Below are 16,276 nucleotides of genomic sequence, written 5' to 3'. Positions count from 1 at the left end.
ATTCAAAAGAATCATACATAAAGTGAAACTTTAATTAGCCCTCACCAATCGGGCATTTACGGACAGCAGGGCTTCCACCTAACTTCTTTGCTCCACCTGAATTTTGAGGTGGGAGTTTTACTGCCCACAAATAGCGGGATAAACTGACTATTTTCTTAAAAACAACAAACATTTTATGCATTTCCGCATACACTATTCCATTTTGCATAAAGTGAAACTTTAATCATTTCCGCTACCGCCTTCACCACTCGGGACTTGAATCCCAGAGAATATGTACATGCTGAGCACACAAAAAGGAGAAGTCTATGTGACCTTCTCCTTTTTTAGGAATATGAGATGATATCAGCCGCTATCTCTTTTTCACTAACAATCTTTTGATATTTGCGACTCACTGAAGATTGGCTGATTCCAAGAGCTTTTGCAGCCTTAGTCGTTGTTTTGTACTGCTTCATTGCAAGTAAAATCAATTGTTCTTCTACAGAATGTAGTGCTTCTTGTAATGGTAATACTCTTGTAATAACTGGTTTTGATTTTTTAAAGTCATAACCAGTTGTTAAAAACTTACTAACAAACTCCGCTTCAATTACTGGATCGTCTGCTGATACTACTAAACGTTCAATCATATTTTGTAATTCACGTACATTTCCTGGCCATGAGTAAAACTCTAGTAAGCTAAGCGCATCTGGAGTTAAATGATAATTTTTATTATATTTTTCATTTAACTGTTGTAAGAAATGAAAGGCAAGTACCGGAACATCTTCCATTCGCTCTCGTAGAGAAGGAACTCGCAGTGGAATTACATTTAGCCGATAAAATAAATCTTCACGGAATGTTCCAGATTCGACCATCTTTTCAAGGCTCTTATTTGTAGCAGCAATAATTTGTACATTTATTTTCATAGGTGTTGTACTTCCAATAGGAATTACTTCTTGTTCCTGCAGGACTCTAAGCAATTTTACTTGCAAATGTAAAGGCATTTCTCCAATTTCATCTAAAAATAAAATACCTTGATCCGCCCGCTTAAAATATCCTTCTTTTCCATTTTTATCGGCTCCTGTAAAAGCACCTTTCGTATAACCAAATAGTTCACTTTCTAGCAAAGTTTCTGGAATTGCACCACAATTTAATTTTAAAAATGGCTTTGAAGATCGGTTTCCAAGTTGATGAATTGCCTGAGCAATTACTTCTTTTCCGACGCCAGATTCTCCAGAAATAAGAACATTGGAAGAAAAATCTGCTATTTTTTTAGCTTGGTTAATAATTTGCTCCATTTTCGGACTACAGTAGATAAGCTTCTTAAGAAAACGATCTTTATTTTTAAAGTCATCTAACTCCTTCTTATATTGCTCTGATATCTTCTTTATTTCATGTAATTCCGTCTTCAATCTCGTTGCTTCGGTAATATCCCTGGAGGCAATAATAATACGATGAAGCTCTCCGTTTTCATTAAATACAGGGTTTCCAACTGCTAATATTTTTCTTCCGCTTTTTGTTTCTTGTACAACTGATACCTTTTTTTGTTTTTCCAACACTAATCGCGTAACCGATGGACTAAATAATCCTTTCTTTTCTAGGTCTAAAAGATTTTTTCCTAACAAGTCCTTCAAATTACTCCCCCAAAAATCATTGATAACAGTTTCACTATAACGAATTAATTCCCCTTTATGATTAACAACTAATATTTCATCATAAATGCTAGACAAAATTGCATGTAAATCTTTATTTAAATCCTTTATATATTCAATTTCCATCGCCATGTCCTCGACCATCGGCAAATCTTGCACAATAATAACCATTCCTTCAATACTTTGATCAAAGTTTGGAATTGGACTATAGTCAACTAATACACCCATCTCATTTGTGATTTGTAATTGATTCAAGATCGTTTTTCCCGTTGTAAATACGTTATTAATGTGCTCTTCGTTAAAAATCAGTTTTGCTGGTACATTCATAACTTTTTCAGGAGTCGATTTAATCATCTTCAAACCAGACTCATTGCAATTTACAATTTTCTTTTCACGATCTACTACAAAAATCCCCATTGGAATAGACGTTAAAATAATTTTTAATATATCAACACTCTGATTTTCTTGTTTAAATAGTTCTGCAAAAACATCCTCTCTTCTTATATATCCTGTTAGCTCATCCACTTCATTTTTTACTATGGCAATCGGCGCTCCAATAATTTGAAAAAGAGCTGTTAAAGAAATATCTTTACTAAGATGACATATTGTATCTAGTGAAACAGCATTTGAAAGTAATAGCTTAGAAGTTAATTCCTTACTATTTGATAGCAGATCCTTCACATGAACGTATGCAAATAATTTCTCTCCTCTTTTTAAAAATAGAAACGATTCTTTTATATTTTTAACATCTATATTCCATTCCTTTTCAGATTGATCGATAGGTAGAGAAACTATGGGTCTAATTTTTGTATGAGCGATGGAAAACATTCTGCTATTCCTCCTTTGAACTATTTAATTTGTATTGTATCATTAAAAACAGATTTTTTTAATTAATCTGAAAATAAAACATTTCTTTCTTTATTTAATAAAAAAAGGAAGATGAGTGCCTCCATCTTCCTCATAGTTCTATCATTAATCACTACCACTAACGAAAAGATCTTCTTGAATATAAGCTAATACCATACCTGGAATTACTTTATCTCCCGCTTCTACTTCTAAAGATTGAACTTCTCCACTACATCCCATCTTAATTACTTCCAGTTTACCATTCATATCTTTAATAGCGAATAATGGCTCCCATTCATAAATTCGAGAATCCTTATCGATAGACACTTTTTCAATTATTCCATAACACGGACTCGTAATAATATCATAATACATAATCAATCATCCCTTTCTTTTATTCTATTAATATTGTTCTTCTAACCTTTGTGACTGAAGAATCATATAGAAAAAGCTTTGAAACTCTTCTATGTCCTCTACCTCAATGCCTAACCTTGTTGCCCAATATTGTTCCTCTCCAATATCTTCTTGGCTTAATAAAACCATTCTCCCATTTTGAATTGAGGTAACCATTGCTTTTCCAAGAAACTGTTGCGAATACGTAACAGCTATATCGTAACGATGACTATTCGACACAATACAGTAATAACCGATTTGTTGTCTCTCCACTTCTTCTAATAAAATATCCAGTTTCATTTTAGCCCTCCCTTTAGGTTAAAAATGCAACCAACCTCTTAGACGCGATGCTTCTACAATCTTGCGAACCCCTTCCATATAAGCAGCAATTTTCATATTTACTCCAAAGCGTTTAGAAGTATCAAGTACGTTAGAAAAACTAGATGTAATTTTCTCCTTTAAACATTGATCAACATATTGCTCTGTCCAGTAATATCCTTGGTTATTTTGACACCATTCAAAATATGAAACAATCACGCCACCAGAGTTTGCTAAAATATCTGGAACAACCAAAATTCCTTTTTCTTCTAACATGGTTATCGCCTCTTTTGTTGTTGGTCCATTTGCAGCCTCAATGATAATCTTACATCCAAGCTTTCCTGCATTATGTTTTGTAATGACTCCTCCAATTGCCGCCGGAATGAGTACATCACATTCTTTTTCTAACAACTCCTGATTAGAAATTATTTTACTAAAGAGATTCGATACTACACCGAAAGAATCTCTGTTTTCTAGTAAATAAGGAACATCTAGACCGTCTGGATTATAAATTCCTCCTATAGCATCTGATACCCCGACTACTTTCACACCAATATCATATAAATATTTTGCCAAATAACCTCCAACATTCCCAAACCCTTGAATAATAACTCGCATATTTTGTAGCGGAATTTGTTTTAACTCACTTACTAACTGAAGTGTATACAATACACCTTTAGAAGTTGCTGTTTCCCGCCCTTGTGATCCTCCTAGCATTAATGGCTTCCCGGTTATAAAGCCTGGAGAGTCAAACTCCCTGATATGGTCATATTCATCTAGCATCCAAGCCATAATTTGCGCATTTGTATACATATCAGGTGCTGGAATATCTTTCGTCGGCCCCACAATTTGACTTACTGCTCTTACATACCCACGACTCAGTAACTCTAGTTCTCTAAAACTCAACTCCTGTGGATTACAAATAATCCCGCCCTTTGCGCCTCCATATGGCAGTCCTGTCACTCCACATTTCAAGCTCATCCAGCCAGCAAGTGCTTTTACTTCTTCTGCCGTAACATCTGGATGAAATCTAATACCACCTTTTGTTGGCCCTGCTGCGTCGTTATGCTGAGCGCGATACCCTTGAAATACCTTTGTTGTTCCATCATCCATTCGAACAGGAATGCTTACTTCTAAAAAACGCATCGGTTTTTTCAGAAATTCGAATACTTCGTCTGGATAACTTAAAAAATGAAGCGCCTCTTTTAATATAGCTTGAAATTCCTCTAAAGGATTTTCAACTTCAACTGTATTTGTATGTTTTTCTGATTGAATCGGCACGATAACACCCCTCTTTATATTTTTACTAATTGTACAAAGCAATAATCGTGCCAAGTGAAAATACTACGTTAATCATATCGTGTCATCCCCTTTACTTATGAATCTTTGAATGACTTATGCAATGCTGCATGATTATCAAATATAAAAAAAAGACATCGGAACTTATCCGATGCCTTTTTCTTTTTATATTTCCTGTGCTTCTTCAAAATGCATTTGCGGAGGAGCTGAACGGAACATATTTGTAACATATAGAAGGTACCCAATTCCAATAGCAGCCCAGCAAAGTCCCAAAATAAGTGAATGGATATTGAGATTAAACCATAGTACGGCTACAGTAGCAGCACCCAAAATAGGCATAACTAAGTAATTTAAGAAATCTTTTATCGTCTTATATCTTTTTTTCTTGATTATATAGTAAGAAATTACAGACAAATTAACAAATGTAAATGCAATAAGCGCTCCAAAGTTAATAAGAGATGCTGCTGTTTCTAAATCAATGAATATAGCGAAGAGCGAAATAATTCCTACAAAAATAATATTATATACTGGGGTTCTCCAGCGAGGATGAATGTATCCGAATATTTTCTTCGGAATTACATTATCTCGCCCCATTACGTATAATAACCTGGATACACTTGTTTGAGAAGCTAAACCAGACGCAAGTGTCCCCATAAGGGTTCCTACTAAAAAGAAAGCTTGAAATAATTTCCCGCCAACATATAGCGCAATTTCTGGGGATGCTGATTCTTGATTTTTAAATACAGATGTATCTGGAAACATAGATTGTGTAAAATACGTTGTAGTAATGAATAAAACTCCGCCGATTAAAGCAGTAAGAAAAATAGCTCGAGGAATTGTTTTTTTGGCGTTTGGTGTCTCTTCTGAAAATGTAGTTACTGCATCAAAACCTAAAAATGAGAAACAAAGAATTGTTGCACCTGCAACTAACGGTGATATTTGTATATCTGATTGAAAAAACGGCTGAATGGAAAAAACTTCTCCTGTTCCCTCTCCCGCTAATAAGCCTTTTATAACTAGAAAAACAAATACGGCCATTACTAACACTTGAAATATTACTAAGAACGTATTGAAATTAGCAGTAACATTTACGCTAATCATATTTATTAATGTAACCAGGAGAACAAAGCCAATGACCCATACCCAACTAGGAACACTTGGGAAAAATGCTGACATATAAATTCTCGTTAATAGTGCGTTCACCATTGGTAGAAACAAATAATCCAATAACGCGGACCATCCAACAAGAAACCCAAGCCTTGCACTAATTGTCTTCTGTGTATACGTATAAGCAGATCCTGCGGTAGGAAAAGCCTTTACCATTTTGCCGTAGCTTGCAGCGGTAAACAACATCCCCGCTAATGCAATAAGATAAGCTCCTGGAACATGACCACCCGTTTTTTCAGAAACGATTCCAAATGTATCAAACCCAACCATCGGTGTCATATACCCGACCCCTAGCATAACAATTGACCAAAGCCCTAATGAACGTTTTAAACCAACTACTTTCCCCACCTATCATTCCTCCTACGTTCTCTATCTAATTTCCATTTAAAAATCGACAATCAAAAGGAAGCGTTTTCAAATAACTATATATCACACCGAGTATTACCTCCCTTTTTGTTACTTTTTAAATATTCATGCAATTTTCAAGCCAAAATTTCTAGCATTTGAAAATTCAATACTAGAAAGAACGTATAGGTGGAGTTGGTCCTCATTTCTTCTCATTTTTTATTCATTTTGACATAAGTTATTCAATCTCTCATACGACTAAATATGAAAAATACAACTTTAATCCTTGTTTTTTCATTCTCACTTCCTAAAAAATTGGGCTTTTACAAGATTAAAATATTTCCATGAAATAATAACATTATGTAAACTATTCATAGCAAAAAAGCTGTCTTTTCTATAAAGACAGCTTTTTCTATAACACTATATTAAAAATTGAATACGAAGTCATCGTCTGCTAACTTTTCAACATTCGTTGCTTTTACGTAACCATTTCCTTTTACAGAGAAGAAGTCATGGTTTTTCGTATCTGTACGTAAACCATTTAAAACGATTGGGTTAATTTCTTCTTCCTCAAACTTCGGCTCAAGCCCTAAGTTCATAAGTCCTTTATTCGCATTGTAACGAACGAAACGATTTACATCCTCTACAAGACCGATAGAAGTGTAAATTTCTTCTGTATATGCCAATTCAATTTCATACAGTTCCATTAATAACTCTTGCGTTTCCGTTTGTACTTCTTGTTGCTCTTCTGCAGAAAGTTCTGTGAAGATTTGTTGTGCTAAAATACCAACGAATACGCCGTGAATTGACTCGTCACGAATTATTAGGTTAATAATCTCACCACTTGCCGTCAATTTACCTTGACCTGCTAAGTAAAGTGGATAGAAGAATCCACTATAGAATAAGTAACTTTCTAAGAACACACTTGCTACCATTGCCATGTATAACTCTTTTTTCGTTACTTCAGGCTTTAATAAGCGACGATAGTAACTAGTAACAATACCAGCTTTTTTCTCAAGTAATGGATGGTTATCTACCCATTCAAAAATATCATCAATTTCTTCTTCAGTAGCTAACGTTGTGAAAATATGGCTGTAACTCTTCGCATGTACTTCTTCCATAGCGCCCATGAAAGCTAATACACTTTTCGCTTGTAAATTTTCAAGATGAACAAGTACAAGTGGCATCCCTTCGCCACCTTGTTTCGTATCTAAAAGTGTTAAACCACCTAATACACGCTTATAAGCAATTTGCTCTTCTTTTGATAATTGTGCCCAAGTATTCTTGTCAGAAGACACTGCGATTTCTTCTTCTGTCCAAAACTGAGCGATGTTTTGCTTCCAAAACATTAAACTAAAATCATCTTCTTTTTTGTTCCAGTTTACCGCACGCATTAAATCGCCCCTTCTCTAAATAAACATAAAAAAATTGATAACTAAGCATGAGCAGGGTTCAGAAAAACCCTGCTCATAATGTCTCACTTTTTATATTAAACGGTACAAGCCACGCACTCTTCCACGCTTAATTTACGTGTTCTCGTATAATAAAGACTCTTCAAGCCTTTTTTATGTGCATAAATGTAGTAACGTGCTAACTCACGTGTTGAAATATCACTATTAACATAAAGAATAGTACTAATTCCTTGGTCAATATGTTCTTGAACTTCTGCGATTAAATCAATTAATTTAAACTGATTCATATCGTAAGAAGATTTATAGTACCAGAACGTATCTTTTGATAAATACGGCATTGGATAATATGTTGTCGCATTCGCATACGTTCTTGATTCAATTTGACTTACGATTGGCATTACGCTTGAAGTTGCATTTTGAACGTAACTGATCGATTGTGTCGGAGCGATTGCAAGACGATATGAGTTGTATAAACCATTCTTCTGTACTTGCTCTTTTAAACTTGTCCAATCTTCTTTTGTTGGAATATGAATTCCTTCAAATAATTGCTGAACTGTTTCAGTTACTGGGCTGTAATCTGTCGTTTCATACTTTTCAAAGTATGTGCCGTTTGCATAATCAGACTTATCGAAGTCTTTAAATGTTTCGCCTTTTTCTTTAGCGATCTCCATACTTTTCTCAATCGAGTAGTAATTTAACATCATAAAGAATGTACGAGCGAATTCTTTCGCTTCAGCACTTTCATAAGCCATTTTATTTTTTGCTAAATATCCATGTAAGTTCATTGCTCCAAGTCCAACTGAATGAAGCTCATCATTTGCTTTTTTCACAGTTGGGGCATTCGGAATGATCGTCATATCAGAAACAGCTGTTAAAGCTTCCATTCCCGCATGAACTGCTTCACGGATTTCTTTATTTTCCATTACGTTTACGATATTTAACGATCCTAAGTTACAGTTAATATCGCGGCGGATAATGTCTTCTGTACCGTAATCATTTATTTCAGAAGTTTCTTGTAGCTGGAAGATTTCTGTACATAAGTTCGACATCTTCACAGTTCCAATATCCTTCAGTGGATGCTGGTTATTTGCATTTGATTTAAACATTAAGTATGGGTAACCAGACTCCAGCTGAATCATAGCAATTTTAATAAGCATATCACGCGCACTAATATCTAGTGGCTTCTTCTTCACTTCCGGATTACTCATTAATTCATCGTACATTTCGTCGATATCTATATCATCTAAATGTTTTCCGTACTCTTTAAATACTGTATAAGGCGCGAAAACATGGAAAGGTTCGTTTTTCTCAGCAAGCTCAAAGAACTTACTTGGAACGATAATTCCGATTGATAGAGACTGAATACGGCTCTTCTCATCGGCATTTATTTTTTTGGTATCAAGGAATTCAATAATATCCCAATGGAAAATGTTTAAGTATACTGCACCTGCACCTTTTCGTTGCATATTGTTACTCCATATCGTCAAAACGTATGGGGGATAGTCATTTCTGCTACCCTCTCTATATCGCTATAGAGTTCAGACCATATCTTCTTCTCGCCAAATTCTTCATTTAACCATTTATCATATGTTTGATGCACATGAATATGGCATAAACTATAATAACTGTATACACCCTTTGAATTTGGTTGTTTTGAGAAGCCAGGTTCGAGCTACTTAGTCACCTACATAGCCACTTGGTCGTTGAACCTTCTCCTTATCTAATAGATTTAGGAGCTTGGCTGCTGATTTCCTGCAATCTTGGATTTTCAGGGGTCGCTACGTAATTTCTTCGTAGTATCCTACCTCGATATACTCAGGCGTTCCAGCAATTGACCCGGTTTTATAGTTGAGCCATAAAGTTAACCCAACTGATTCGCATATGAAAACGAATCTTCAAGCAATTTCATAACAGGTACTACACCACTTGCGGCGTTATCAATACCTTTAATTTGCTCACCACGTGCGCGTAGCTTAGATAAGTTTAAAGCTACTCCACCACCGATTTTCGATAATTGCATTGCAGTATTAATGTTAAAGCCGATTGAATTTAAGCTATCATCCATCTCTAACAAGAAACAAGACACCATTTCTCCTCTTCTGCTTCGTCCCGCATTTAAAAAGGTTGGTGTCGCTGGTTGGTAGTTTTGTTTTACAATCATGCTTGCGAAGTGTTTTGCCTTCGCAACATCACCGCGTCCTAAGTATAATGAAACAATTGCTACACGATCTTCATAGCTTTCTAAGTATTGTTTTTGATCATTCGTTTTTAACGCATAATCTTTATAGAACTTAGATGCTGCCATATAAGATTGGAACTCGAAGTTTTCACCATAAGCGATGTTATAAACTCCTTCTACTTCCTCCAAGCTATACTCGTCCAGAACGTTGTAATAGTAATCATGTTCTTTCATATACTCCATTCGCTCTGCCACGCTATTAAAATGAACGGTATTCTCTCTAGCTTCTTCCATAAAGACTTCTAATGCCTCTTTATCTTTATGAAGCTGATAAAAACCGTCCTGCATTTGCGTGATTTCATTATTCAGTTCAATGTGTCGCAATCTCCCGCACCCTTTCTTTAAAATATTCTACATCATTATTTGTTCCAGATAACTCAAATTTTGATACAATAGGCACTTCATATTTAGTAGAAATTTTGTCAGCACTTGCACCAAACATGTCTCCCCAATTACGATTGCCACTTGCAGATACGCCTTTTAATTTTTCATTATTGCGTTCTAAAAAGTCTAAAACACGTTCCGGTACATTGCCAAAACCTGTTGTATACGTAATAAGAATAAAGTCTTCATCTAATACTAGAGCTTCTTCAATTTGAACGGCCGGCATATTTAATTTGTGGATGAAACGCTTCACGTTTCCTGTCATAGAATCATATGCAACTAACATTTCCGACCCTCCCTCTCCAATCTATATTCTCTGTATGTCGTTTCTTGATTTCTCTATATATTGTATTACGTTTCAAAATAAGACACAAGATATATGTATAAATTCTTTCTTTTTTTAACTTTTACTTTTCGACATGACCGTCGATTTTTTTCAATACAAAGACTATGAAACAACATTCTAAAACTCATGTCAATAAAGTGCTTTTCAAAAAACTTGTCAACGAATTTAACCTTATTTTAAAAAAAGTTAACAATATTTTTTGTCATAAAACAGTAAATGCTGGAGTAATATATTTCTCCAGCATCACGCAAAAAAGAACAGACCTTAAACGATAATCTGTTCCAAAAAACGATTACATTTATCAATTTTACTTTATTAAATATTTATACATACTCTTTCGTTCCTCGTTACATACTAAAAGATAACTATTATAGAAAAAGATTATTATTATGGAACTTCAATTTATTTATGAAAAAAATCATTCAGGCTGCTCAATACGCAAAATATCTTTTACAAATATATGATGTGGATTCTCATCTTTATCGAGCATTGTACATACAGGAGCTTCTTCATCAAAGTATACGATCATTCCTTCTACGTACTGATATGTATGTTGAACTTGTACAGTTACTTTAATTTCTATTGCTTGCTCATATGCTCTTTTTATTTTCTGAAGCATTTTTGCTGAACATTTTCGTTTCTCTGGATACATAACCATTCCCATAAACCTATTCCCAGCTCTATCTTTCCACATGTAATCCCAATGTGGCAATATGCCTTGTTTAAAATCCCCCATAATTCTCCTCTCCTTTATCTTCTATTTATGAACGTGGTGTTTCTGAATATGTATAAATGACCTGTCCACCGCGCTGTGCGTTCCCGATAATATGTTTAAAATCTTCTCGATTTACAACAACTTCTCTGAACGTATAAAATACATCTTTCGTCGCAACATACTCCTTTATTTCACCATTTTTCAGCTGATCCAAAATTGTATTTGCTAATTGTTCATCCATGTATTTCACCTCTCTGCAATAGTTTATTTTATCGCATCTTCTATAGGTCGACAACGGTAAAATTATCCCGTTACTATTATGTAATTCACTTTCATTATTTTTATATCTATATCACTTTATTATATTCGCACTAAATATCATATACTAACATAGCTACTTCTCTATATCAAACTTTTTGATGCCCTGTATAACAAAGTTCCAAATCACTGTTTGATATTTTATTTTATGCTACAATATACATTTAGAACTAGGAGGGATACTATGATTCGGAAAGCAAAAAAGACAGATGCGGTAGAAGTAGCACCTTTATTGTATAACGCTCTGCACGAAATTGCTGAAAAAATCACAGGTAGCACAGTTGAAGCAAAAGTAATACTAGGACTTGAAACATGGTTCGAAAAAGAAAATAATCGATTGAGCTATGAAAACTGTTTAGTGGCTGAACAAGGTGGAAAGGTAGTTGGGGTTATTGTCGTTTATCACGGTAGTGACGCTGAACAACTTGATGCACCAATCATACACTACTTAAGAGAACTACATGAAGACGAATCCATTACGTTAGAAAAAGAAGCTGAACTTGATGAGTATTATATTGACACGTTGTCAGTTTCAAGTATGTACAGTGGACGTGGTATTGGCTCTAAATTAATCGATGTAGCTGAACTTCATGCAACTGAAAAAGGACATGAAAAAATCGCCTTACTTGTTAATTTAGAAAACAAACGCGCTTTTTCACTATATGAAAAACTTGGTTACAAAGAAGATAAAACCGTTATGCTCGTCGGTGAACCGTATGCCCATCTAATAAAACCATTACGGTCATTGGTTTCTATATCTTAAAAGGACAATTCTTTTTTACTTGTTATGTAGAGAAAGAGGCTGCCAAAGGGACAGCCTCTTTTAAATTAATTTTGTATTTAATACATTTCCATCCATCGCCTCATGAAATGTATACATTGTACATCCCCATGGCTTCTTATGGAAAATAGGCGAACCAGACCACCCCATTGCCCTCAGTTCAGTCCCAATCATCGCATTAAAATAACTATGACCTACAAGGGCAATATGTCCATGTACGAGCGCATAGCGGTGCAACATATTAGCGGCTTGCCTTGCTCTTTCTCGTACTTCCTTATAAGACTCAACCTCTTTACTATAACCAACTATCCATCGTGTACGTCCAATAAACATCCATACATTCGGTTTACATTTCAACCATTTTGGAGCATAAAAACTCGTTGGAACTTCAGCTTCCCTAAAAAGAGGATTTTGCACAAAAGATAGGGAATCCAATAACTCAGCCGCTGACTGTACAGCGCGCCTTTGATCACTCGTTACAACCAGTTTCGCTGATTCCATCGCCTCAATTGTTTCAATTGGTATAGGAGTTTCTTTTACTGTAGTCCCTAAATCATATTGCTTCATCCATTCACGAAATGAAATAATTGTCATTGGCTCTATAGTACTGTCCAAACGACCATGACGAATAAAAGAAATTCGCATTCTTTCCACTCCCCATTCATCACTTACGAACTATATTACGTACTATTTCTTATTGCCATCATACCATGCATAAAAAGAAAGTTATATATCCCCACCACTATCATGTGTTATCGAAGTGTGCACACCATCCAGTCCATCAAAATATGTAGTTGTTTCATGATGACGCACTTTCTTCAACTGTATATATGAAAATAAAAATAATAAAATCGCTATAAAGCTCCCCACAATTTCAAACATCATTTTCCATCCCCTAATTCCTCCCACTTTAGTAGGTCATTGTATCTTTTATTATACTCCCGTATAAAGATGTATGCATTTTCATCATTCTTCTCCTAAACAATATTTTTTACATATTTTCTTACAAAAAGTGAATATTTTTCGAATTTTTACTTTGGGAACATTTACAAAGTAGTAAATATAGTTCAAAATAAGAAGAAATAAAAAAGCCCAAATTATTCTTTTTTTGGGAAAACTGGAACAAGGAGAGTTGCTTATGCAGATCGCAGAAACTGGAGATATCATTGAATTTAAAGGTGGAATGCAAGGCCGTGTTCAAAAGGTAAATCAAAACTCCGTTATTGTTGATATAACAATTATGGAGAATTTTAGAGAACTAGATATGGAACCTCTTACAGTTGTAAGCCATAAAAACTATACTGTCATTAATCAACATGCATAATATAATAGAAAGAAAGGATCTGTATATCATACAGATCCTTTCTTTCTATATTAACGATTATCGATCTTTTCTGGATATAAATCGTGATTCATCATGCGGTAGTCTGCCATTTTCTCATACTTAGTTCCTGGGCGGCCGTAGTTACAGTAAGGATCGATTGAAATACCACCACGTGGTGTAAATTTCCCCCATACCTCAATATAGCGTGGATCCATTAATTTAATTAAATCATTCATAATAACGTTCATGCAATCTTCGTGGAAGTCACCATGATTTCGGAAGCTAAATAAATATAGCTTTAAAGATTTACTCTCTACCATTCTTTGTTCTGGAATGTAGCTAATATAAATTGTTGCAAAATCTGGTTGTCCTGTTTTCGGACATAAACTTGTAAATTCAGGACAATTGAATTTTACAAAGTAATCACGGTTTGGATGGTTATTATCAAATACCTCTAAAATTTCCGGGCTATATTCAAATAAATATTTTGTATTTTGATTTCCTAATAATGTTACATCTTTTAAATCTTCATCTAATCTTCCTGCCATTTTAAACATCCCTTCTCATTATACCCCTCGTTTATTTCCCCATACTAACGCATGAAGCTGAGGCAGTACTTTCGCATCATTCATTTCTTTACAATTCACAGCTTTTTCAATAAGCCACTCATATTTTTCTAATAGTTTTTTTATAAGCACCGCATCATCCACTGTTTTCGTATCATCATTCCCTACTTGTAAGAAAAATGGTACATTCGGATAACGCTCGTGCATCTTAACTGCATATTCAAAATCTTGATCATCGAATACTACTACTTTTAAACTAAAATCTTTCCCTGCTAGTTTATGAATAACAGAATCTAACATCTGAAAATCTGTTTTCATAGTTGAACTTGGTGGTTTTGGAGAAATCGTTACCTCATCAATTTGAAGCAACCAATCTTGCCATTTACTCCCTTGCGTTTCTACCGCTGTTCGCATTCCATTCTCCTTTAATATAGAAAGAAGAAATTGCATATTTTTCAGCAAAACAGGATTTCCACCCGAAATCGTAACATGAGAAAAATTTTCTCCACCAATTTCTACAAGCTCATTCCAAATGTCTTCCGGTGTCATTTGTTTAATTTGATCTTTGGCCGATCCATCCCATGTAAAAGCAGAATCACACCAAGCACAGCTATAATCACAGCCCGCTGTACGGATAAACATTGTCTTTTGTCCTACAACCATCCCTTCTCCTTGAATGGTTGGGCCAAATATTTCTAAGACGGGGATTTTACTCATCGAGCATCCACTCCCGTCTTACTTCCGCATAACTAGTTGGCGTCTCAAAAAGACGAACAAATTCAACACGAGCTCCCTTATATTCGTTCGCACGATTATCTTTCGTTAATGCTTCTGCCATCTTTTCATAAATCCAAACGACCATATTTTCAGCAGTCGTATTCATTTCTGGCAATGTTTCGTTTAAATAACGATGATCTAAATAAATTTCTATTTCATTTTTCCAAATCTCTTTTATATCTCCAAAGTCAATTGCAAGGCCTATTTCATTTACATATCCGCTAATTCCAAATACGACTTTATATGTGTGTCCATGTAAATTTTTACATTTCCCTTCATAGCAGTGTAAATGGTGCGCTGCGTCAAATGTAAATTCCTTGCTGACCATTACTCTTTTATTATGATATTTGAGTTGTTCACGCTGAATATCCTTGTCCATTTTTTGCAAATTTTCTACGATGCGAAATCCAAAAAAGTTATCCATTAGTTGCTCGCTCCTTCGCGTTCTTGTAGATACGTATCTAATCCCGCTTTACGAAGTTGACATGCTGGACATTCACCGCAACCATCACCAATGATTCCGTTATAACATGTTAATGTTTTTTCTCTAACAAACTCAAATGCTCCAAGTTCATCAGATAGTTTCCATGTCTCTGCTTTATCAATCCACATAAGTGGTGTATGAATAACAAACGGATAATCCATAGATAAATTTAATGTAACGTTTAATGATTTCACAAACACGTCACGACAATCTGGATAACCACTGAAATCAGTTTCACATACACCCGTTACAATATGACGTGCTCCAACTTGTTTTGCTAATACAGCCGCAAATGATAAAAATAGTAAATTTCGTCCATCTACAAATGTTGATGGCAATTCACCTTCTTCATGTGTAATCTCCATATCCGTTCTCGTTAACGCATTTGGAGCAAGTTGATTTAATAGGCTCATATCTAGTATCGTATGTTTAATTCCTAGCTCTTTCGCAATTTCCGCTGCACAATCAATTTCTAATTTATGACGTTGATTGTAGTTAAATGTTACAGCTTCCACTTCTTCAAACTGCTGTATCGCCCAAAATAAACATGTTGTACTATCTTGTCCACCACTAAAAACAACAACTGCTTTTTCTTTTTTCATTTCACTCATTCTCCTTCTCTACTACGAATAAGAAGAAAGAACGTTCTTGAACTGTCACAATAAAAAAACAAAACAATACCTAATGATATTGTTGTTTCCATAGTTTTTTATAGAGGGAGTTCGCGAACCTCTCCCATGCAGTGCACGGAATTTCTTCTTTCATTGACAAAGATTATTGTAACATATTGTATACTACCAGAAAAAATTTCTGATTTTTTCCGCTATTTCGCATTTCATTTATTTCATTTTATAGTATGATTAATTTAATGTTAGAAGAGAGGAGGCATCCCACTGGAACTCTTTATTATTTACCTCTTTTTAAATATATTATCTAT

General features: G+C 34.8%; 18 protein-coding genes, 2 pseudogenes and 1 riboswitch. Of the genes and pseudogenes, 2 read left to right on the top strand and 18 right to left on the bottom strand.

What is annotated here, in order from left to right; translation table 11 throughout:
• Window positions 1-34 precede the first annotated feature (34 nt).
• The 12 genes and pseudogenes from ABH957_RS14740 to ABH957_RS14685 form a co-directional block, all read right to left on the bottom strand.
• On the bottom strand, window positions 35-208 hold the full coding sequence (locus ABH957_RS14740; RefSeq protein ID WP_404445641.1) for a hypothetical protein: 174 nt from the start codon (window positions 206-208) through the stop codon (window positions 35-37).
• Window positions 209-323: 115 nt separating this feature from the next.
• A complete protein-coding gene (locus ABH957_RS14735) occupies window positions 324-2,453 on the bottom strand; it encodes a sigma 54-interacting transcriptional regulator (protein ID WP_113936985.1) in 2,130 nt (709 codons plus the stop codon).
• A 144-nt stretch (window positions 2,454-2,597) separates the two neighbouring features.
• Window positions 2,598-2,846 (bottom strand): biotin/lipoyl attachment domain-containing protein, encoded by a 249-nt coding sequence (locus ABH957_RS14730; RefSeq protein ID WP_002011502.1) that lies wholly within the window; start codon window positions 2,844-2,846, stop codon window positions 2,598-2,600.
• Window positions 2,847-2,873: 27 nt separating this feature from the next.
• Complete coding sequence (locus ABH957_RS14725; protein WP_000762559.1) at window positions 2,874-3,164, bottom strand: SAV0927 family protein; 291 nt, start codon at window positions 3,162-3,164, stop codon at window positions 2,874-2,876.
• 18 nt (window positions 3,165-3,182) lie between these two features.
• Window positions 3,183-4,463 (bottom strand): Glu/Leu/Phe/Val family dehydrogenase, encoded by a 1,281-nt coding sequence (locus ABH957_RS14720; RefSeq protein ID WP_113936984.1) that lies wholly within the window; start codon window positions 4,461-4,463, stop codon window positions 3,183-3,185.
• A gap of 183 nt (window positions 4,464-4,646) precedes the next feature.
• Window positions 4,647-5,996, bottom strand: a complete 1,350-nt coding sequence (locus tag ABH957_RS14715) for an APC family permease (protein ID WP_016093021.1) — start codon at window positions 5,994-5,996, stop codon at window positions 4,647-4,649.
• 422 nt (window positions 5,997-6,418) lie between these two features.
• Window positions 6,419-7,387 (bottom strand): class 1b ribonucleoside-diphosphate reductase subunit beta, encoded by a 969-nt coding sequence (nrdF, locus tag ABH957_RS14710; RefSeq protein WP_002011508.1) that lies wholly within the window; start codon window positions 7,385-7,387, stop codon window positions 6,419-6,421.
• A gap of 95 nt (window positions 7,388-7,482) precedes the next feature.
• Window positions 7,483-8,868, bottom strand: a pseudogene (locus ABH957_RS14705) (ribonucleoside-diphosphate reductase subunit alpha); the annotation flags it as partial.
• A gap of 401 nt (window positions 8,869-9,269) precedes the next feature.
• A pseudogene (locus ABH957_RS14700) lies at window positions 9,270-9,968 on the bottom strand (ribonucleotide reductase N-terminal alpha domain-containing protein); the annotation flags it as partial.
• On the bottom strand, window positions 9,955-10,314 hold the full coding sequence (nrdI, locus tag ABH957_RS14695) for a class Ib ribonucleoside-diphosphate reductase assembly flavoprotein NrdI (protein WP_105584136.1): 360 nt from the start codon (window positions 10,312-10,314) through the stop codon (window positions 9,955-9,957). The gene nrdI and the pseudogene ABH957_RS14700, both read right to left, overlap by 14 nt.
• A gap of 478 nt (window positions 10,315-10,792) precedes the next feature.
• Window positions 10,793-11,110, bottom strand: coding sequence for a hypothetical protein (locus ABH957_RS14690; protein WP_060750618.1), 318 nt, complete (start codon window positions 11,108-11,110; stop codon window positions 10,793-10,795).
• A gap of 25 nt (window positions 11,111-11,135) precedes the next feature.
• Complete coding sequence (locus tag ABH957_RS14685) at window positions 11,136-11,330, bottom strand: abortive phage infection protein (RefSeq protein ID WP_113936983.1); 195 nt, start codon at window positions 11,328-11,330, stop codon at window positions 11,136-11,138.
• A 261-nt stretch (window positions 11,331-11,591) separates the two neighbouring features.
• Between ABH957_RS14685 and ABH957_RS14680 the strand changes: the two genes are divergently transcribed.
• Window positions 11,592-12,170 carry a GNAT family N-acetyltransferase gene (locus ABH957_RS14680; RefSeq protein ID WP_404457293.1) on the top strand — a complete coding sequence of 193 codons (579 nt, stop codon included), beginning with the start codon at window positions 11,592-11,594 and terminating at the stop codon, window positions 12,168-12,170.
• Between the two features lie 60 nt (window positions 12,171-12,230).
• Here the strand turns inward: ABH957_RS14680 and ABH957_RS14675 are convergent, their stop codons facing one another.
• Both ABH957_RS14675 and ABH957_RS14670 read right to left on the bottom strand, forming a co-directional pair.
• Window positions 12,231-12,833 (bottom strand): histidine phosphatase family protein, encoded by a 603-nt coding sequence (locus ABH957_RS14675; protein ID WP_404457291.1) that lies wholly within the window; start codon window positions 12,831-12,833, stop codon window positions 12,231-12,233.
• Window positions 12,834-12,914: 81 nt separating this feature from the next.
• Window positions 12,915-13,070: a hypothetical protein gene (locus ABH957_RS14670; protein ID WP_162531637.1), complete on the bottom strand. Its 156-nt coding sequence runs from the start codon at window positions 13,068-13,070 to the stop codon at window positions 12,915-12,917.
• Window positions 13,071-13,326: 256 nt separating this feature from the next.
• On the opposite strand from ABH957_RS14670, the gene ABH957_RS14665 reads away from it, so the two are divergent.
• Entirely contained in the window at window positions 13,327-13,512 is a 186-nt protein-coding gene (locus ABH957_RS14665) for a YkvS family protein (protein WP_002064385.1), read from the top strand.
• Between the two features lie 50 nt (window positions 13,513-13,562).
• Here the strand turns inward: ABH957_RS14665 and queF are convergent, their stop codons facing one another.
• From queF to queC, 4 genes are read right to left on the bottom strand one after another with little or no spacing between them, the layout of a single operon-like run.
• On the bottom strand, window positions 13,563-14,060 hold the full coding sequence (queF, locus tag ABH957_RS14660) for a preQ(1) synthase (RefSeq protein ID WP_002086808.1): 498 nt from the start codon (window positions 14,058-14,060) through the stop codon (window positions 13,563-13,565).
• An 18-nt stretch (window positions 14,061-14,078) separates the two neighbouring features.
• Window positions 14,079-14,795 (bottom strand): 7-carboxy-7-deazaguanine synthase QueE, encoded by a 717-nt coding sequence (gene queE, locus ABH957_RS14655; protein ID WP_002086811.1) that lies wholly within the window; start codon window positions 14,793-14,795, stop codon window positions 14,079-14,081.
• Window positions 14,788-15,279, bottom strand: coding sequence for a 6-carboxytetrahydropterin synthase QueD (queD, locus tag ABH957_RS14650; protein ID WP_002011526.1), 492 nt, complete (start codon window positions 15,277-15,279; stop codon window positions 14,788-14,790). Before queD ends, queE begins: the two co-directional genes overlap by 8 nt.
• The gene (gene queC / locus ABH957_RS14645; RefSeq protein ID WP_002086813.1) at window positions 15,279-15,941 is read right to left on the bottom strand and encodes a 7-cyano-7-deazaguanine synthase QueC; all 663 of its coding nucleotides are present in this window, start codon (window positions 15,939-15,941) and stop codon (window positions 15,279-15,281) included. The genes queD and queC overlap by 1 nt, the downstream gene beginning before the upstream one ends.
• Window positions 15,942-16,034: 93 nt before the next feature.
• Window positions 16,035-16,078: riboswitch (PreQ1 riboswitch) on the bottom strand.
• Between the last annotated feature and the right edge of the window lie 198 nt (window positions 16,079-16,276).

Origin of the sequence: Bacillus sp. RC242, assembly GCF_044908245.1 — a bacterium.
Taxonomy (GTDB): domain Bacteria; phylum Bacillota; class Bacilli; order Bacillales; family Bacillaceae_G; genus Bacillus_A; species Bacillus_A mycoides.
This window is presented reverse-complemented; position numbering and strand designations above follow the sequence as displayed.